Here is a 17,222-nt window from a genome sequence, read left to right on the forward strand (position 1 = left end):
CTTTGCCGCGCCTTGACACCGGGGCGGATGCGGATACTTCACCTGTCATGGTCAAACACATCACGCTCGCCGGTGCGCCCGAAGGGTTCGACGCCCAACTGATCCTTAGGGAAATGGAAAGTTCCGGCCAGCCGGTGCTTCATGTTGCCCGCGACGACAAACGCCTTGCGGCGATGCAGGCGGCGCTGGCGTTCTTTGCGCCGGATATGCCGGTCTTTACCTTTCCGGCTTGGGATTGTCTGCCTTACGACCGGGTGTCACCCAACGCCGATGTATCCGCCGCACGTATGGCGACGCTGGCGGCGCTGGTGCACGGCATGCCGCCAAAGTTTGTGCTGCTGACATCGCTGAATGCCGCAACCCAGCGCGTGCCCGCCCGCGCCACGTTGCGCGAGGCCGCCTTTACCGCCCGCGTCGGGTCCCGCGTGGACGAAGCCGCGCTGCGTAACTTTTTAACGCGCATGGGTTTTTCACAAACCGCCAATGTCATGGAGCCGGGCGATTATGCCGTGCGCGGGGGCATCATTGATATCTTTCCGCCGGGCCAAAGCGGTCCGATCCGCCTTGATCTGTTCGGCGACACGCTGGACGGCGCGCGCCGCTTTGATCCTGCGACGCAGCGCACGACCGAAAAACTGACCGAAATCGAATTGGCCCCCGTCAGCGAAGTCATTCTGGACGAGGCCGCGATCACCCGCTTTCGCCAAAGCTATCGCATCGAATTCGGGGCCGCCGGCACGGACGATCCGCTGTACGAGGCTGTCAGCGCCGGCCGCAAACATGCGGGCGTGGAACACTGGCTCGGCTTTTTTCAGGACGATCTGGAAACGCTGTTCGATTATCTGCCGCGCGGCACGATTACGCTGGATGATCAAACCAGCCCGCAGCGCCTGGCGCGGTGGGATTCGATTGCGGATCAGTATTCCACGCGGATGCATGCCCTGTCGCAAAAGGGGCGGATGGATTCCGTCTATAAACCGGCACCGCCACAGCAGCTGTATCTGGACGATGCCGCCTGGGACAGGGCCGTCGCAGATCGCCGCGTGGTGCAATTCGCGCCGCTGCCGCAGGCGACCGGGCTTGGCGTGCTGGATGCGGGCGGTCGGCCCGGGCGCAATTTCGCCCCGGAACGCCAGCAGGAAAATCTAAGCCTTTTCGGGGCTTTGGCGGGCCATGTTAAGGCAAAGGTCGCCGCCGGTCCGGTGGTGATCGCGTCCTATTCCGAAGGCGCGCGAGAACGTCTGACCGGCCTGATCGAAGATGAAGGCATCGGAGAGGTCATTCCCGTCAGCGATTGGTCCCGCGTTGGCAAATCCGGTGTGCATCTAGCCGTCTGGGCGCTGGACGCCGGGTTCGAGGCACCGGGCGTCACCGTGATTTCCGAACAGGACGTGCTGGGCGACCGCCTGATCCGGCAGAACAAGCGCAAGCGCCGGGCCGATAACTTTTTGACAGAGGCAAATGCCCTGTCCCCCGGCGATCTGGTGGTCCACGTCGATCACGGCGTCGGCCGCTTTATCGGGCTAGAGGTCGTGACAGCCCTTGGCGCGGCGCATGAATGTCTGACGCTGGAATACGCCGAAAGCAGCAAGCTTTACCTGCCCGTCGAAAACATCGAGCTTCTCAGTAAATTCGGCCACGAAGAAGGCTTGCTCGACAAGCTGGGCGGCGGGGCATGGCAGGCGAAAAAGGCGCGTTTGAAAGAGCGTATTCGCCAGATTGCCGAACGCCTGATCCGGGTTGCCGCCGAACGCGCCCTGCGCAAGGCACCTGTGCTTGAACCGATGGACGGGATCTGGGACCAGTTCCTTGCCCGTTTTCCCTATGCGGAAACCGATGACCAGCTGGCGGCGATCGACGATGTGCTGACCGATCTGGAAAGCGGTCAGCCGATGGATCGCTTGATCTGCGGCGACGTCGGCTTTGGCAAGACAGAGGTGGCAATCCGCGCCGCCTTTGTCGCGGCGCTGTCGGGTGTGCAGGTCGCCATCATTGCGCCGACAACCTTGCTGGCGCGGCAACATTACCAAAGCTTTGCGGAACGCTTTCGCGGCTTTCCCGTCACCGTCCGGCCCTTGTCGCGCTTCGTATCGGCCAAGGATGCCGCCGCCACGCGGGACGGGCTGGCTGATGGCACGGTGGATATCGTCGTCGGCACCCATGCGTTGCTGGCCAAATCGGTCAAGTTCCGCAACCTTGGCCTGCTTGTTATTGACGAAGAACAGAAATTCGGCGTCCAGCACAAGGAACGCCTGAAATCGCTGCGCACGGATGTGCACGTGCTGACGCTGACCGCCACGCCAATCCCGCGCACGCTGCAACTGTCGCTATCGGGCGTGCGCGATTTGTCGATCATCGGCACGCCGCCCATCGACCGCCTTGCGATCCGCACCTACGTCAGCGAATTCGACACGATCACCATCCGCGAAGCTTTGCTGCGCGAACATTATCGCGGCGGGCAGTCGTTCTTTGTCGTGCCGCGCATTTCCGACATGGACGAAATGGTCGAATGGCTGAAACGCGAGGTGCCAGAGGTCAGCTTTATCACCGCCACCGGCCAGATGGCGGCGGGCGAGCTGGATGACCGCATGAACGCGTTCTATGATGGCAAATACGACGTGTTGATGGCCACCACGATTGTGGAATCCGGTCTGGATATTCCGACGGCCAACACGATGATCGTTTGGCGCGCCGATATGTTTGGCCTGTCTCAGCTTTATCAAATTCGCGGCCGCGTGGGCCGGTCCAAGACCCGGGCCTATGCCTATCTGACGACCATGCCGCGGCAGAAACTGACCGACACGGCGCAAAAACGTCTGCGGGTGCTGGCCAGCCTCGACAGCCTTGGCGCGGGTTTTACGCTGGCATCGCAGGATCTGGATATCCGCGGCGCAGGCAATTTGCTGGGCGAAGAACAGTCAGGCCAGATGCGCGAGGTGGGTTACGAGCTTTATCAGCAAATGCTGGAAGATCAGATCACCGCAATCCGGTCCGGCGCTGCCGAAGGATTGCAAGACGAAGGCGAATGGTCGCCGCAGATCAACCTTGGCGTGCCGGTGCTGATCCCCGAAGACTACGTGCCCGATCTGGATGTGCGCCTGGGCCTTTATCGCCGTCTGTCCGATCTGACCACCAAGGTCGAACTGGAAGGTTTTGCCGCAGAACTGATCGACCGCTTTGGCAAATTGCCCAAAGAGGTCAATACCTTGATGCTGGTCGTGCGGATTAAGGCGATGTGCAAAAAAGCTGGCATCGGCCAGCTGGACGCCGGGCCAAAGGGCGCAACGATTCGGTTCCACAACGACAAATTCGCCAATCCCACCGGGCTGGTGGATTTCATCGGCGACTACAAAGGTCAGGCCAAGGTCAAGGACAACAAGATCGTTGTCATGCAGGACTGGACCAAGGAACGCGACAAGATCCAGGGTGCCTTTAACATCGCCCGCGATCTGGCCGCAAAACGCGCCGAGGCGATCAAGAAGACATCATGAAAAAGGCGGCTCTGAACAGAGCCGCCTTATAACGCCGATGGCCTGCGCGGCTTACGGGTTCACGATGACTGTGCCGATCATACCTTCTGACACGTTCGCTTCAGAGAAGTAGCGGTAGGTGCCGGGAACGGAAAAGGTCTGGCGGAAGCTTTCGTTTGGCGCGATTTCACCGGAGTTAAAGGGCACTGCGCCGGTTGGCATCAGGGCAACCTGCAACTCTGCTGGGGTGTCGGCTTCGGTGGACACGTTTTGTGCAAAATTCGATACGTTGCGGAATTCGACAGTCTGCCCGGCATCCACGGTGACAGCGGCGGGGCTGTATTTCAGGTCAGCTGTCATGGTCACAACCTGTGCGGCGGGCTGCTGGGCCACACCTGTTGGGGCAGAGCCGGAACCGGCGCAAGCCGCGACGACGGCGAGGGGGGCAAAAGCGTAAAGAATTCGGCGCATGATGGGTCTCCATTTATTTCGCACTTATGGTGGAACGCTTGTCACCGCCCGCTGTTCCAGCCAATCGGCCAAATCGCAAAATAAAAATGGATCAGGTCCGGCGCGGCTTATTGGGCCGCGGCAAGCTGGTCCTGAATGTCCTTGATGATCTGGACCCACATTTCTGGCGGTTGCGCGCCGGGAACGGCGTGCTGGTTGGCCACGATGAAGGTCGGCACAGAATTGACGCCCATTTCGCGGCTATGCGCATCGCGGGCGCGGATGTCATCAAGGTCGGAATCGCTGGCCAGAAGCCGGGCAACGATCGCGGCATCCAGACCCGCTGCATCCGCTAGATCAGTCAGAACTTCGGTATCGCCGATATCGCGGCCTTCGACGAAATAAGCCTTGAAAAGCAGATCGACCATTGGCGTCTGCTGTTTTTCCACACCCGCCCAGTGGATCAGGCGGTGGGCGTTGATCGTATTCGGCGTGGTCTTGATCAGGTCAAGGTTGATTGTCAGGCCAGCTTCTTCGGCCTTGCCGACCACGGGGGCATAGGCTTTGACCGCCTGCATCTTGCCGCCGAATTTGCCTTCCAGATAGGCGCGGCGATCCATGCCGGCGGCAGGCATGTCGGGGTTCAACTGAAACGGATGCCATTCTAGCACGAAGGGATGGTCCGGCACCTGTTCCAGTGCCTTGAACAGATTCGCCTTGCCGATATAGCACCAGGGGCAGATCGGATCGGACAGAATATCAAGCTTGACCATGTGCGGCCTCCCATACGGTGCGCGGCGCGGCGCGGTAGTGACGATGGCAACGGGGATTGGCGCTTGGCCAAAGCTGCGCCCGCAAAGCCAGATGTGCGGTGCCCTTTATCACGTTCGCGCAGGTATGACAGGGTGCAATCGGCGGGCGGGATGATGCCCGCGGCATTGCTGCCCGGCGGGCCGTATTTTGTTCCAGCAGACCGCGGGCCTGCTGGAACAGATCGCAGGACTTAGGCGCGGCCTACGGGGGCGGCGGCGGCGTTGTCATCGCCGAACTTTGCATCGTCATCGGTAACATCTTCGCCAGCGGGCACATTCGCGGCAGAACCCATGATGTTGGCGTTGTCGTTCTGTTCAGCCATAGTGACGTCGATCGGCTCTCCGCCCATCAGCCAGTCGGCCAGCTCCATCTGGGCTGCGACGCGGTCTTCGCCCTTGGACTTTGCAAGGTAGTCCAGAAAGCGGTCCTGATCGCCGTCAATCGACAACACATCGGATTCGTTCAGGTCTGGCCACTGCGTCAGGATGCGCGGTGTGTAGGCGGCCCAGTTCTGGGAAACGTCTCTCCATTGCATGGGTATACTCCTTCTTTTTGTTCGTTGCGGGACCAACAGGCCGGTTGCCACTTCTGTTCCAGTCAAACGGCGCAAAAGGTGGACGGCATCGGACAAGGGCCGGTGCCGCATGATTGCGCAAGGTTGAGCGTCGGTCTTAGGACCCTGATTTTACCCCGCAAAGGTGCCATGTCAGGCGCGGGGGACAGCGTGACTGCCGGATGGCAAGGCTGGTCGATGAAGGCCACCAATAGGCCCCCGCCAGCGGAAGTGCAACCTGTCGCGGCCGCACCCCCGCGGTTGGTCAGATCACAACGTCGGCAGCGCCAAGGGCAAGTTGCCCTGCGCCGATTGCGGTGTTGCCAACAACGCGCACCGGCGTGCAGGCGCTGATGGCGGCAAGCGCCAGCAGCAGGGCGGCGGCGCGGATCATTCCTGCCACCACCAGACGTCAGGCTGCCAGCCGTTCCAGTCGCCCCAACTCGGGATGACATCGGGGTATGTCAGCTCTTTGACATGGGCCAGGCGGCTGATGTTCCACTGATAGATCGGAATATAGTAGCGGCCCGCCGTCAGCACGCGGTCCAGCGCCTTGACGGAGGCAACAAAGTCGTCCTGATCGGTCGATGTCAGCAACTGCCCGATCAGCGTATCGATGGCTGGCGACTTGACGCCCATCAGGTTGCGCGATCCGGGCACATCGGCGGTTTCCGATCCCCAGTACAGATATTGCTCGTTCCCTGGCGACAGGGACACGGCGACACGGCCAAAGGTCATGTCGAAGTCCAGCGCGTCGGTGCGTTCCTTGTATTGCGCGGAATCGATGGTGGTCACGGTTGGCGATATGCCGATCCGCTTCAGGCTTTGCACATACATGTCGATGATCGACTGGTTTTCCGACGCGCCGCTTTCTAGCAGGATATCAAAGGTGAATGGCATGCCGGCGTCGTTTTTCATCACGCCGTCCTGCACGGTCCATCCGGCCTGCGCCATCATGTCCAGCGCCTTGGCGGTGCCGGCGCGATTGCGTTCCGTGCCATCGGACACAGGCAGCGCGTAGCCTTCCAGCGTGCCGGGGATCAGCTCGTCCTTGAACGGTGCCAACATTTCGGCAACGCGGCCTGTGGCGGGGCCTGCGTCCATGCCCAGATCAGAATTCGACCAATAAGAGGTAATGCGCGGCTGCGCGCCGCCGGTCATCGCCTCGTTAATGAATTCAAAGTTAAAGGCGTGCAGCATCGCATCGCGCACACGCCAGTCGGCGAACTGGTCCTGCCGTGTGTTCATCACAAAACCGGTCATGCCGGACGGGCGTTCATGCCCCAGCACCGATTTGACCACATCGCCGTTTTGCACAGCGGGAAAGTTATACTGGCTTTCCCAGCGGGCCACGTTGAATTCACGGGTCGATGTGACTTCGCCTGTTTTGAACGCCTCGAATGCGGCGGTTTCATCGGCGAAAAACTCGATCCGGATTTCATCCAGATTGTGCAGCCCGTTTTCGGCAGGGACCGCATCACGGCCCCAGTAATCTGGGTTGCGCTTGAGAGAGATAAAGCGACCCGCCTCGAAATCGTCGATGACATAGGGGCCGGATGTAATCGGCACTAGATCAAGACCGCCTTCAGCGAAATCGACGCCGTCCCACTGGGCTTTTTTCAGGATCGGGCGCAGACCCGCCAGCATGACCAGTTCGCGGTCAATCGTGTTGAAGGTCAGGCGCACGGTGCCGGGGGCGACCTCTTCGATCTTTTCGACCTTTTCCCAAAAGCCGCGATACCGGCCATGACCTTGGGTGCCCAGCGTTTCAAACGACCAGATCACGTCTTCGGTTGTCACGGGGCTACCGTCGGAAAACTTGGCGGCAGGGTTCAGCACGTATTGCACCCATTCGCGGTTCGGTCCGGTTTCCACCGATTGCGCCAACTGGCCGTATTCGGTGAACGGCTCGTCCAGGGACCGCACCATCAGGCTTTCGCCCACCAGAAACCGCAGCTGCCACGGCACGTTACCCTTCAGCACATAGGGGTTCAGGCTGTCAAAGCTTCCAACCTCTGCCGTCACGATCCGGCCGCCCGTGGGGGCGTCCGGATTGGCATAGGGCATGGCGGTAAAATCGGCGGGCAGGGCGGGTTCGCCATACATTGCGATGCCGTGCGCCGGCTCTGCCAGCGCGGTACCGGCTGTAGCAATCAGCAAGGCGGCCAGCCCCGCGCCGCGGGCAAGGTGCCGTAGTGGTGTCGTCATAATGTGATGTCCCCGTTCGTCATCATTGTTTCGCCCCACGCTAAAGAGGGTTTCGAGTCTTATCAAACTTTTAGCTTGGATACCGGTGCAGAGAAGATTATACAGAACTCACTGCTCGATAGGTTTCTTGCCTGTATGAAACCTGCCTCAATAACTACACCCCGGCTTCGTGCCGGGGTTTTTTTTGTCCAAAATTACGCGAAATCCCTTATTTTGTGGGTTATCAGGGCTTTACGAGGTGTTCCTCAGGTCCGCAAGGCCGAAGGATTCTGGCGAATCCAAAAAGCGGGAATCAGCCCAGATTCGCCGATCGATCCGAAAAATAATGCGGGCGCGGGGTGAATCAATTCGCCAAATCGGGGGGCTGTCAGACAATGGATCGGTCAAAAATGGCCGACCGTTGACACAGACCTGAAACATTGCGTGTGCGCCGCCCCCTGTGATCATGTTTGGACTTTTGCCGCCGGATCAGGCATCATTGTGCAAGTGCAGCATTTTGCGAGGGTGAAGCGATGCGGGCAGGACGACCAGAGCAGCAAACCGGCCGGTGCGGCCCATGATCCGCATCAACCTTGGCCTGCAGGGCGGCGGTGCCCACGGCGCATTCACCTGGGGCGTGCTGGATCGGCTGATCGAAGAACCCGACATTGAAATTGCCGCAATTTCAGGAACTTCCGCCGGTGCGATGAATGCGGCCGCCTATAAGGCCGGGCTGATCGAAGGCGGGCGCGACGGGGCCAAGGCCCGGCTGGACTGGTTTTGGGAACAGATCGGCGCGGTCAATACGCCCTTTTTGCAGGACTGGCTGTCGGCCCTGTCACCCACAGTGCGCGGCATCGCCACCATGCTGGAACTGTCGCCGGGGTATCAGGCCTTTGATGCCGCATCGCGTGTGGTGTCGCCGTACATTTACGGGCCGCTTTTGCGCAATCCGCTGGCGAAAATCCTGGCTGAAATGCGCTTTGATCACGTGTGCAGCAGCAAGGGGCCGCAACTTTTCGTCGGGGCCACCAATGTGCGCACGGGGCGAATCCGCGTATTTTCCGGCGCAGAGATTAGCGACGCGGCGCTGATGGCCTCTGCTTGTTTGCCGACGCTGTTTCAGGCGGTGGAAATCGACGATCCGGTCACCGGCGAAAAAGAGGCGTTCTGGGACGGTGGCTATACCGGAAACCCTGCGCTCTTTCCCTTGTATGACAAGGACTTGCCGAACGATATTGTCATCGTTGGCATCAATCCGATCATCCGGCAGGATTTGCCGCGCAGCACCGAAGCTATCGCCAACCGCATCAACGAAATCGGCTTTAACGCCTCGCTTTTGGCCGAACTACGGGCCGTCGCATTTGTGCGCGACCTGCTTGATACCGGGTTGATGCAGGCGGGCACGATGAAACGGGTCATGCTGCATATGATCGAGGATGATGCCCTGATGAACGATCTGAACGTCGCCACAAAAACGATTCCCGTGCCTGTAATCCTGAAACAACTCAAATCAGCGGGGCGGGCGGCGATGGATACCTTTCTGATCAATCACAAGGACGATCTGGGGCGGCGCGAAACACTTGACCTGACCACGATGTTCAGCTGACCAGCTTTACCGCCAGCGCCCACATGACAAGCCCGATGCCCGTATCCAGAATACGCCAGGCGCGGGCGGATTGCATGACTGGCCCAAGCAGCCGCGCGCCATAGCCAAGTGAAAAGAAAAACACGAAAGACGCCGCCACCGCGCCGCTGCCAAAGGCCCATTTCAAAGCAGCGCCGTGGAAATCCGTCGATACCGCACCGACAAGCCCCAGCGTGTCCAGATAAACGTGGGGGTTCAGCCAAGTAAAAGCCGCTGCGGTTGCAAGAGTGGGCCATAACGCCTTGGTTTTGCCAGCTAATTGTAGCGCATATTCCCCGTGCCATGCGGCGATCAGGCGCTGCAGGCCATAAACCGCCAGAAACGCCGCGCCGGCATAGGCCATGACCTGCGGCAAGGAAGGATATAGCGCGACCATTGCGCCAAACCCCAGCACTCCCGCCGCAATCAGCAGCGCGTCCGATGTCGCACAGAACAGGCACAGCCAGAACACATGCGCCCGCGCCAGCCCTTGCCGCAGGACAAAAGCGTTTTGCGCACCAATTGCCAGAATAAGCGAAAATCCGGTGATGAAACCGGTTAGCGCGGCGGATATCATGCGGTCACTGGCGGCAATTTGGGATCCTTGGGGTTCGGATACACCAGCCCCGCCGAGATGACGAGCTTTGCCGCATCCTCAACGCTCATGTCCAGAATGATCACCTCTGACCTGGGCAAAAACAGCAGGAAACCAGAGGTCGGGTTCGGCGTCGTGGGCAAAAACACGGTCGCGATTTCATCATCGCCGGGCAGTTTTGCCGCGATTTCGCCTTTGGCCGCGGTTGAAATGAACGCGATGGCCCAAATCCCCTTGCGTGGATATTCGACAAGGCAGGCATGATCGAAAGACGTGTCGCGCTGGCTGAATACGGTTTCAGCAATTTGTTTAACGCCGTTGTAAATGCTGCTCACGATGGGCGTGCGATCCACCAGACGTTCACCAAAGCGGATCACGGCGCGGCCGATAAACCCCTTACCCAGCCAGCCGATGATGACCGTAAACACAAGAAAGACGACAACGCCGATCCCGCGCACATTCACAGCAATAGGCGGCGCGCCGTCGGTGCCAAACCAGCGATTGATCAGCACATCAGGATGCCAACGGTTCGGAACAAAGGGCCAGACCCAGCCGTCGACCCAGCCAACGACCGTATAGATCAGCCAGAATGTCAGCCCGATCGGCGCGACGATGATCAGACCAGCTAGAAAATTGCCGCGCAGGCGCGCAATCAGGCCGGGGCGGCGCAGGCGCCTCGGCTCGTCTGGGTGGGGATCATGGGTCATGTCAACATCCGTCAGGTCCAGACGCAGGAATAGGCTGTGCTGACCGCGCTCGCAAGCGCGGGCAACATGGAGGACGCTTTATCCGGCGGCGGTAACCATTTCATTGGCAATCGCGGCGGCCAGACGGGCATTGTTGCGGACAAGAGCGATGTTGGACGTCAGCGAACGGCCTTCGGTCAGGGTAAAGATCCGGTCCAGCAGGAACGGCGTTACGGCCTTGGCGCTGATGTTTTGCGCGGCGGCATCGGCCAGTGCCTGATCGATGATCGGGGCCAGCTCCTGTGCCGGGATCTGGTCGGCTTCGGGGATCGGATTGCACACCAGCTGACCGCCGGGCAGGCCCATGACGTTGCGCACGACCAGCGCGGCGGCGATGTCGCGGGCGGTGTCCATGCGCAACGGGGCGTTCATATGGGACGTGCGCGACCAGAAGGCGGGCAGGGTGTCCTGACCATAGGCAATCACCGGAACGCCAAGGGTTTCAAGCACCTCATAGGTCTTGTCCAGATCAAGGATCGCCTTGGCACCCGCAGCGACAACGGTCACGGGCGTCTGGGCCAGCTCTTGCAGGTCGGCGCTGATATCAAAGGACAGTTCTGCCCCGCGGTGCACACCGCCAATGCCGCCGGTGGCAAAAACGCTGATGCCGGCCAGATGCGCGGCGATCATCGTCGCGGCCACAGTGGTCGCGCCGGTGCCGCCGATGGCGATGCAGGCGGCGATATCGGCGCGAGACAGCTTTGCCACATGCTCTGCCTGACCAAGCGCGGTCAGCGTGTCATCTTCCAACCCGATGTGCAGGGTGCCGTCGATGACGGCGATGGTTGCCGGCGTTGCCCCCGCATCGCGCACGTCCTGTTCCACAAGGCGCGCCGTGTCCACGTTCTGCGGATAGGGCATGCCGTGGGTGATAATCGTGCTTTCAAGGGCAACGATGGCGGTGCCGGCGTCCAGCGCTTTTTGCACTTCTGCGCTGTAGGTCATTGGGATCATAGGGGAGTCTCTCCGGATACGTAGGTTGCCGCCGCATCAAGCGCACGGGCAAGGGCGGCGGGGCGGTCAAGGCCCTGCCGTTCGGACGCGATATGCGCGGCCATGAATGTGTCGCCAGCGCCGGTGACACGGGTAACTAGGACGGCGGGCGGGTGGGCGGTGATCACATCGCCAGCGGTGCCTTCGGATGCGGCGCGGCCGCCGTCGGTGACCAGAACCCGGTGCGCGCCGCGGGCAAGCAAGGCGGCGCAGGCACTGGCGCTGTCGTCAAAGTGGGACTGGCACAGCAGCCCTGCCTCCTCGAGGTTGACATAAAGCGTGGCGGACGGATGGCCGAGCAGCGCCAGCAGGCGTTCTGCCTTACCCGGGGATGCGGGGGCCACGCGCAGATCGGCGGCGGCAAACAGGGGCGATGCGGCGATGATGCGCAGCAGGTCTTCGGTCAGGTTGCCATCCAGCGCGATCAGCCCTGCATAGGGTGCCTTTGCCGTGCCAAGGCGGCCGTCGGACAGGGCGCGCAGAATTTTGTCGCCTGCCGCCTCTAGTGAATGGGCATCGGCGATGGCGGCGATCAGGCCGTTCGCCGCCTCGATCGCCATATAGACGTCTGTGGGCAGGTCATCGGACCGGTACAGAAAATCGCAGTTCAGGCCCATGTTCCGGGATTCGGCGATCAGCTCGTCGCCTTCGGTGTCGCGGCCGATGACGGTCAGCAGGGCGGGCTGCAGGCCAAAGCGTTTCAGCGTCATGGCAATGTTCATGGCGACACCGCCGGGCAGGCGGGTGATACGGCCGGGCACATCGGACCCGGTCCGCATGTGGCTGGCGGTGCGGCCGATCACGTCCCACAGGACAGAGCCGATGCACAAAATGTCAGGTGTCTGATTCATGCCGCCCTTGTCGCCCGACCTATCGCCGGGCGCAAGACGCGCGGATCATTCAGGCCAAGACCGTTATTCCGGCACCGCCCATGTCATATTCGCCCAAAGCGTTTCCCATAGCGCGCCGGTCTGGTCGGCCATCGCCTTGGCCGGTTCGCGGATCACCACAGCGTCAGCCATATAGGAATAGCCTGCCTTGACGGGAACGGTGACCATGCCCTGCGCATCCGTTTTCAGAAATGTCTGCGTGACAGTGCCATCCGGTGCGCGGTCATACACCTCGAACCGGACATTGGCGCGGGGGGTGTCGCGATACCACAGCTGGAACCGCATCCCGCCGGATACATCGTCGGTATAGGGATTTGTCAGCGCGACAATTTCAGTTTCTAACCCCGTGCGGTTGTCCTGACCTGCGCCATCACCCACAGCGACAAGCGATTTGGAATAGCGCGAATAGATTTCCTTGAATCCCTCCTCCTTCAGCCCGCGGGCGTTATGAGCGGCGATGATGCCCTGCAGATCTTTATGTTCGGTAAACCGCACAAAGGTATCCCAGTCCTTGTAATCGACGGTCGCGTTGCGGGCTTGGTACACCAGCACGTTCAGACCATCCCTGGGGTTTGCCATCTGCACGGCAGGCACATCGCCCACGCGGCCCGGCACAGGGGTGGTCTGCCCGCCGGCGACCGTGTCAAAGCGCACGAAACGCTGCGGCAGGAACGGCAGGTTTGTCCCGACAAAGTCCGATCCATTGACAATCTGGGCTGTCAGGGTAGCGTCGGCTGCAATCGTAAAATCCGTCGGCGCAATCCAATATTCATGGGCGCTGAGGGGGGATGCCAGAATGGCCAGTAACAAGGTGAAACGACGCATGATGAGTTCCTTTTGGTTAAAAAGCAGGGTGAGGCTTGCGCAGATATTGTCAAGCTTTGCCCTTGTGATGCTCACGCTGGCGTCACCAGCCCGCGCGCACGAGGTGCTGCCGTCCATCACCGATATGACGCAGGACGGATCGACGCTGGTCTTTGACATGCGTCTGAATATCGAAAGTTTTCTGGCCGGCATCAATCAGGCAGAGGTCGCCGACACCAACGAATCGGCACAGGCCGCAACCTATGACGAGCTGCACGCGCTGGCACCGGACGCACTGGATGCGCAGTTTCGCGATTTCTGGCCTGAAATGGCGCAAAATATCACCGTGCAGGTAGGCGACCAGACGCTGCCCCTGACGCTGACCGATGTGCAGGTAGAGGAAGTCGTTGACCAAGAGGGGGCCCGCCTGTCCGACATCCAGTTCACCGCCCCCCTGCCAGAGGGCGCACAGGCGGTGCAGGTCAGCTGGATCCGCGATTACGGCAGCCTTGTCCTGCGGCAGATGGGGGTCGACGATCCTTATGACGGCTTCCTGAACGCTGGCGAAGTGTCGGACCCCATTGCCTTGACCGGTGGCAATGCCATGGGGGCGGCGGCGACGTTTTTCAGCTATATTCCCACCGGCTTTGACCACATCGTCCCCTTGGGCGTCGATCATATCCTGTTCGTGCTGGGCCTGTTTTTCCTGTCCACCGCGCTAAAGCCGCTGCTGTGGCAGGTGTCGGCCTTTACGCTGGCGCATACGATCACGCTGGCGCTGGCGGCCCTTGGCTATGTCACCGTCCCCGCCAGTATCGTAGAGCCGCTGATCGCACTGTCGATCGCCTATGTCGCGGTCGAGAATATCTTTCTGCGCAATCTGTCGCCGTGGCGTCCGTTCATCATCTTTGGTTTCGGCCTGTTGCACGGCCTTGGGTTCGCATCCGTTCTGGCCCAGTTCGGCCTGCCAGAGGCGAACTTTGTCCCCGCGCTGATCGGCTTTAACATCGGCGTTGAAATCGGCCAGATCTGCGTCATCGCCGTTGCCTATCTGTGCGTCTACATGGCCCGCGAATACAGCGAAAAAGGCACGCGCAGCGGTATGGCGGCGGGGCTTTACCTTGCGGCGGCCGCCGCCGTGCTGGCGATTGCCGTGCCGCTGTCCATGTTTGCGCCGGACCTTTTGGGCGATCTGTTCCCGCTGCTGGCGATCATCGCGGTCATGCTGGGCCTGTCGGGGGCGGCTGTGAACGTCGGGCAATACGACACCTATACCAACATCGTGGCGATGCCTGCCTCTGTGTTGATCGCGCTGGTTGCGGTGTATTGGGTGATCGAGCGGGTGTTCCTGTAACGCCAGGGCGCTTTGCGGCTTGACCGCAGAGCGCCCATTTGTGACGCTTCGCCCCGACGTTTAGGGGGCGGAGCCATTCATGCGCGGATCACTTGTTGCAGTTACCGGACTTGGCCTTTTGCTGGGGTGCGCATCCCCGGTGCTGCAAACACCGCAGCCATTGGACCGCGCCGCGCAGGCGGCCGCCTTTGTCGCGGCAACGCAAAGCTATCAGGTGCAGACGCTGGACCCTGCGCTTGACTATTGTATCGCGCACCAAAGCGGCGGAATCGCTGACCGGGCAGGGCTGGTGGCCGCGGGTTTTGTCGCAACCAACAGCGCCACGATGACCAAACCGATTGCAGGCAATATCGGCAATCCGCCTAGCGAAGGCTCTGCCTTCGTGGTGCAGACCAGCGGTTGCACGATCCGCACCAACGGCTTTTCCATCGGCGCGCGTGATCTGGACGAAGCGGTCGATGCACGTTTTGTCGCCGCCGGTTACAGTGCTGTTTCGACTGAAGAAAAAGGGCGCATGGGAATCCCCGACCCTTACCGCGGCTTCCGGCGGGGCGAACGGGTCCTGGGCGTGACCAACAGCACCTCTGGCGCATCTGGCGTGCCTTTCGTGTCCATCAACATGCAAAAGCTTTGACGCGTCCCAAACGTGCATTTTCCTAGGCGCATGTCGCGCCTTGCAATCGGCGCGCACCGCTTTTATAGGACGCGCACGTATCCCGCAGGCGGGGGCGGGTGAGGCGGGGAGAAATCCCGCAGCATCCACCGGTTGGACCACAACGGTCTGATACCCCCGCTGAGGCTAAACCGGAAAAGGATAAGACCATGGCTCTTCCCGAGTTCACCATGCGTCAGCTGCTGGAAGCTGGCGTTCACTTCGGCCACCAGACCGCACGCTGGAACCCCAAGATGGGCGAATACATCTACGGTTCGCGCAACGGCATCCACATCATGGACCTGACGCAGACCGTTCCCATGCTGGAACAGGCGCTGCAACTGATCCGCGACACTGTCGCAAAGGGCGGCCGCATCCTGTTCGTCGGCACCAAGCGTCAGGCGCAGGGCCCGATCAAGGACGCCGCTGAAAAGTCCGCGCAGTTCTACATGAACCACCGCTGGCTCGGCGGTACGCTGACCAACTGGCAGACCGTGTCCCAGTCGATCAACCGCCTGAAGCAGATCGACGAAGCCTCCGAAAACGGCTTCACCGGCCTGACCAAGAAAGAGCGTCTTGGCATGGAGCGTGAGCAGGGCAAACTGACAGCTTCCCTCGGCGGTATCCGCGAAATGGGCGGCACGCCTGACCTGATCTTTGTCATCGACGTCAACAAAGAAGACCTGGCCATTCTGGAAGCACAGAAGCTGGGCATTCCCGTTGTCGCCGTCGTCGACACCAACTGCTCGCCCAAGGGCGTTGACTATGTCATCCCCGGCAACGACGACGCGGCCCGCGCGATCCAGCTGTATTGCGATCTGGCAGCCCGCGCTGCGCTGGACGGCATGTCCGCTCAGCTGGGTGCTGCAGGCGTTGACATGGGCGCCATGGAAGAGCTGATGGCTGAAGAAGAGGCCGCTGCCGCTGTTGACGCATAAGCGTCACGCGTAGCTGTCTATATCCATCGGGGCAGGGGCCTAAGGCCTCTGCCCTGTTTTCAAAGAATTCCCCCTATTCAGGAGAGTGAACATGGCAATCACCGCTTCAATGGTCAAAGAACTGCGTGAATCCACCGGCGCAGGCATGATGGACGCGAAAAAAGCGCTGACCGAAACCGATGGCGACATGGAAGCCGCCGTCGATTGGCTGCGCACCAAAGGTCTGGCGAAAGCTGCCAAGAAGTCCGGCCGCACCGCAGCCGAGGGCCTTGTTGCCGTCGCAACCGAAGGCGGCAAGGCTGTCGCTGTGGAAGTGAACTCGGAAACCGACTTCGTCGGCAAGAACGCCGATTTCCAGAAAATGGTCAGCAAGATCGCAACCGCCGCTGTCGGCGTGAACACGGTCGAAGAGCTGAAGGCAACCTCTGTGGATGGCAAGACCATCGAGCAGACCGTGACCGACGCTATCGCTGTCATCGGTGAAAACATGTCCGTGCGCCGCATGGCGACGCTGGAAGCGGCAAACACCGTGTCTTACGTCCACAACTCTGTTGCACCCGGCATGGGCAGCATCGGCGTTCTGGTCGGTTTTGAAGGCGACAACGAAGCTTTCGCCCGTCAGGTTGCCATGCACATCGCAGCTGCAAATCCTGCCGCACTGGGTGAAGCCGATCTGGATCCGGCCATCGTCGAAAAAGAGAAGTCCGTGCAAATGGACATCGCTCGCGAGTCCGGCAAGCCCGAGGCCGTGATCGAAAAGATGATCGTTGGCCGTATGGCAAAGTTCATGGCTGAATCGACGCTGATGGGTCAGGCTTTCGTCGTGAACCCCGATCTGACCGTCGAAAAAGCTGCTGAAGAAGCCGGCATCAAAATCACCGCATTCGTGCGTCTGGAAGTGGGCGAAGGCATCGAAGTCGAAAAAGAAGACTTCGCAGCCGAGGTTGCCAAGCTGAAAGGCTAACTCCTTTTTGCGAAACGACAATGTAAACGCGCCGGATGAAAATCCGGCGCGTTTTCGTTTGTGATATTGGGGGCCACAGCAGTCCTGCTGTTAATACGTATATTACATAATACTGATTATGAGTATTTGATTGTGTAGCCGCAAAGCTAAAATGTCACCCATGTGCACTTCAGGAATGTCACTCTC

General features: G+C 60.5%; 16 protein-coding genes. 6 read left to right on the forward strand and 10 right to left on the reverse strand.

Annotation, left to right across the window (positions count from 1 at the left end):
* The first annotated feature begins 47 nt into the window (after positions 1–47).
* Complete coding sequence (gene mfd / locus SJY10_RS08855; RefSeq protein ID WP_386684588.1) at positions 48–3,491, forward strand: transcription-repair coupling factor; 3,444 nt, start codon at positions 48–50, stop codon at positions 3,489–3,491.
* A gap of 51 nt (positions 3,492–3,542) precedes the next feature.
* Here mfd and SJY10_RS08860 read toward each other — a convergent pair whose 3' ends face one another.
* From SJY10_RS08860 to SJY10_RS08880, 5 genes are all read right to left on the reverse strand, one after another.
* Positions 3,543–3,941: a plastocyanin/azurin family copper-binding protein gene (locus SJY10_RS08860; RefSeq protein ID WP_386681667.1), complete on the reverse strand. Its 399-nt coding sequence runs from the start codon at positions 3,939–3,941 to the stop codon at positions 3,543–3,545.
* A gap of 107 nt (positions 3,942–4,048) precedes the next feature.
* Positions 4,049–4,693 carry a DsbA family oxidoreductase gene (locus SJY10_RS08865; RefSeq protein WP_386681669.1) on the reverse strand — a complete coding sequence of 215 codons (645 nt, stop codon included), beginning with the start codon at positions 4,691–4,693 and terminating at the stop codon, positions 4,049–4,051.
* A gap of 230 nt (positions 4,694–4,923) precedes the next feature.
* Positions 4,924–5,268: a hypothetical protein gene (locus SJY10_RS08870; RefSeq protein ID WP_386681671.1), complete on the reverse strand. Its 345-nt coding sequence runs from the start codon at positions 5,266–5,268 to the stop codon at positions 4,924–4,926.
* 283 nt (positions 5,269–5,551) lie between these two features.
* Positions 5,552–5,680 carry a hypothetical protein gene (locus SJY10_RS08875; protein WP_281245351.1) on the reverse strand — a complete coding sequence of 43 codons (129 nt, stop codon included), beginning with the start codon at positions 5,678–5,680 and terminating at the stop codon, positions 5,552–5,554.
* Positions 5,677–7,494 (reverse strand): extracellular solute-binding protein, encoded by a 1,818-nt coding sequence (locus tag SJY10_RS08880; RefSeq protein ID WP_386681673.1) that lies wholly within the window; start codon positions 7,492–7,494, stop codon positions 5,677–5,679. The genes SJY10_RS08875 and SJY10_RS08880 overlap by 4 nt, the downstream gene beginning before the upstream one ends.
* Before the next feature lie 556 nt (positions 7,495–8,050).
* Here SJY10_RS08880 and SJY10_RS08885 point away from each other — a divergent pair.
* Entirely contained in the window at positions 8,051–9,082 is a 1,032-nt protein-coding gene (locus tag SJY10_RS08885; RefSeq protein WP_386681675.1) for a patatin-like phospholipase family protein, read from the forward strand.
* Here SJY10_RS08885 and SJY10_RS08890 read toward each other — a convergent pair.
* The 5 genes from SJY10_RS08890 to SJY10_RS08910 all read right to left on the reverse strand — a co-directional run bounded on the left by SJY10_RS08890 (position 9,075) and on the right by SJY10_RS08910 (position 13,149).
* Positions 9,075–9,677 carry a LysE/ArgO family amino acid transporter gene (locus SJY10_RS08890; protein WP_386681677.1) on the reverse strand — a complete coding sequence of 201 codons (603 nt, stop codon included), beginning with the start codon at positions 9,675–9,677 and terminating at the stop codon, positions 9,075–9,077. The two genes, SJY10_RS08885 and SJY10_RS08890, sit on opposite strands and share 8 nt — an antisense overlap.
* Positions 9,674–10,402, reverse strand: a complete 729-nt coding sequence (locus tag SJY10_RS08895) for a DUF502 domain-containing protein (protein ID WP_386681679.1) — start codon at positions 10,400–10,402, stop codon at positions 9,674–9,676. Before SJY10_RS08895 ends, SJY10_RS08890 begins: the two co-directional genes overlap by 4 nt.
* A 78-nt stretch (positions 10,403–10,480) precedes the next feature.
* Positions 10,481–11,395: a pseudouridine-5'-phosphate glycosidase gene (locus SJY10_RS08900; protein WP_386681681.1), complete on the reverse strand. Its 915-nt coding sequence runs from the start codon at positions 11,393–11,395 to the stop codon at positions 10,481–10,483.
* Positions 11,392–12,285, reverse strand: coding sequence for a PfkB family carbohydrate kinase (locus tag SJY10_RS08905; RefSeq protein ID WP_386681683.1), 894 nt, complete (start codon positions 12,283–12,285; stop codon positions 11,392–11,394). The genes SJY10_RS08900 and SJY10_RS08905 overlap by 4 nt, the downstream gene beginning before the upstream one ends.
* 63 nt (positions 12,286–12,348) lie before the next feature.
* Complete coding sequence (locus tag SJY10_RS08910) at positions 12,349–13,149, reverse strand: DUF4198 domain-containing protein (protein WP_386681685.1); 801 nt, start codon at positions 13,147–13,149, stop codon at positions 12,349–12,351.
* 67 nt (positions 13,150–13,216) lie between these two features.
* On the opposite strand from SJY10_RS08910, the gene SJY10_RS08915 reads away from it, so the two are divergent.
* The 4 genes from SJY10_RS08915 to tsf all read left to right on the forward strand — a co-directional run bounded on the left by SJY10_RS08915 (position 13,217) and on the right by tsf (position 17,036).
* Positions 13,217–14,482: a HupE/UreJ family protein gene (locus SJY10_RS08915; protein WP_386684590.1), complete on the forward strand. Its 1,266-nt coding sequence runs from the start codon at positions 13,217–13,219 to the stop codon at positions 14,480–14,482.
* A gap of 79 nt (positions 14,483–14,561) precedes the next feature.
* On the forward strand, positions 14,562–15,116 hold the full coding sequence (locus SJY10_RS08920) for a hypothetical protein (RefSeq protein WP_386681687.1): 555 nt from the start codon (positions 14,562–14,564) through the stop codon (positions 15,114–15,116).
* A 188-nt stretch (positions 15,117–15,304) separates the two neighbouring features.
* The gene (gene rpsB / locus SJY10_RS08925; RefSeq protein ID WP_386681689.1) at positions 15,305–16,072 is read left to right on the forward strand and encodes a 30S ribosomal protein S2; all 768 of its coding nucleotides are present in this window, start codon (positions 15,305–15,307) and stop codon (positions 16,070–16,072) included.
* A 91-nt stretch (positions 16,073–16,163) separates the two neighbouring features.
* Positions 16,164–17,036, forward strand: coding sequence for a translation elongation factor Ts (gene tsf, locus SJY10_RS08930; RefSeq protein ID WP_386681691.1), 873 nt, complete (start codon positions 16,164–16,166; stop codon positions 17,034–17,036).
* The last annotated feature ends 186 nt before the right edge of the window (positions 17,037–17,222 follow it).

Source organism: Loktanella sp. R86503 (genome assembly GCF_042466455.1).
Taxonomy (GTDB): domain Bacteria; phylum Pseudomonadota; class Alphaproteobacteria; order Rhodobacterales; family Rhodobacteraceae; genus Loktanella.

What these genes read in the sequence shown, in the direction of transcription:
- mfd (WP_386684588.1), top strand. Translation starts at nt 48, where the DNA reads ATGGTCAAACACATCACGCTCGCCGGTGCGCCCGAAGGGTTCGACGCC.
- SJY10_RS08860 (WP_386681667.1), bottom strand. Translation starts at nt 3,941, where the DNA reads ATGCGCCGAATTCTTTACGCTTTTGCCCCCCTCGCCGTCGTCGCGGCT.
- SJY10_RS08865 (WP_386681669.1), bottom strand. Translation starts at nt 4,693, where the DNA reads ATGGTCAAGCTTGATATTCTGTCCGATCCGATCTGCCCCTGGTGCTAT.
- SJY10_RS08870 (WP_386681671.1), bottom strand. Translation starts at nt 5,268, where the DNA reads ATGCAATGGAGAGACGTTTCCCAGAACTGGGCCGCCTACACACCGCGC.
- SJY10_RS08875 (WP_281245351.1), bottom strand. Translation starts at nt 5,680, where the DNA reads ATGATCCGCGCCGCCGCCCTGCTGCTGGCGCTTGCCGCCATCAGCGCC.
- SJY10_RS08880 (WP_386681673.1), bottom strand. Translation starts at nt 7,494, where the DNA reads ATGACGACACCACTACGGCACCTTGCCCGCGGCGCGGGGCTGGCCGCC.
- SJY10_RS08885 (WP_386681675.1), top strand. Translation starts at nt 8,051, where the DNA reads ATGATCCGCATCAACCTTGGCCTGCAGGGCGGCGGTGCCCACGGCGCA.
- SJY10_RS08890 (WP_386681677.1), bottom strand. Translation starts at nt 9,677, where the DNA reads ATGATATCCGCCGCGCTAACCGGTTTCATCACCGGATTTTCGCTTATT.
- SJY10_RS08895 (WP_386681679.1), bottom strand. Translation starts at nt 10,402, where the DNA reads ATGACCCATGATCCCCACCCAGACGAGCCGAGGCGCCTGCGCCGCCCC.
- SJY10_RS08900 (WP_386681681.1), bottom strand. Translation starts at nt 11,395, where the DNA reads ATGATCCCAATGACCTACAGCGCAGAAGTGCAAAAAGCGCTGGACGCC.
- SJY10_RS08905 (WP_386681683.1), bottom strand. Translation starts at nt 12,285, where the DNA reads ATGAATCAGACACCTGACATTTTGTGCATCGGCTCTGTCCTGTGGGAC.
- SJY10_RS08910 (WP_386681685.1), bottom strand. Translation starts at nt 13,149, where the DNA reads ATGCGTCGTTTCACCTTGTTACTGGCCATTCTGGCATCCCCCCTCAGC.
- SJY10_RS08915 (WP_386684590.1), top strand. Translation starts at nt 13,217, where the DNA reads ATGCTCACGCTGGCGTCACCAGCCCGCGCGCACGAGGTGCTGCCGTCC.
- SJY10_RS08920 (WP_386681687.1), top strand. Translation starts at nt 14,562, where the DNA reads ATGCGCGGATCACTTGTTGCAGTTACCGGACTTGGCCTTTTGCTGGGG.
- rpsB (WP_386681689.1), top strand. Translation starts at nt 15,305, where the DNA reads ATGGCTCTTCCCGAGTTCACCATGCGTCAGCTGCTGGAAGCTGGCGTT.
- tsf (WP_386681691.1), top strand. Translation starts at nt 16,164, where the DNA reads ATGGCAATCACCGCTTCAATGGTCAAAGAACTGCGTGAATCCACCGGC.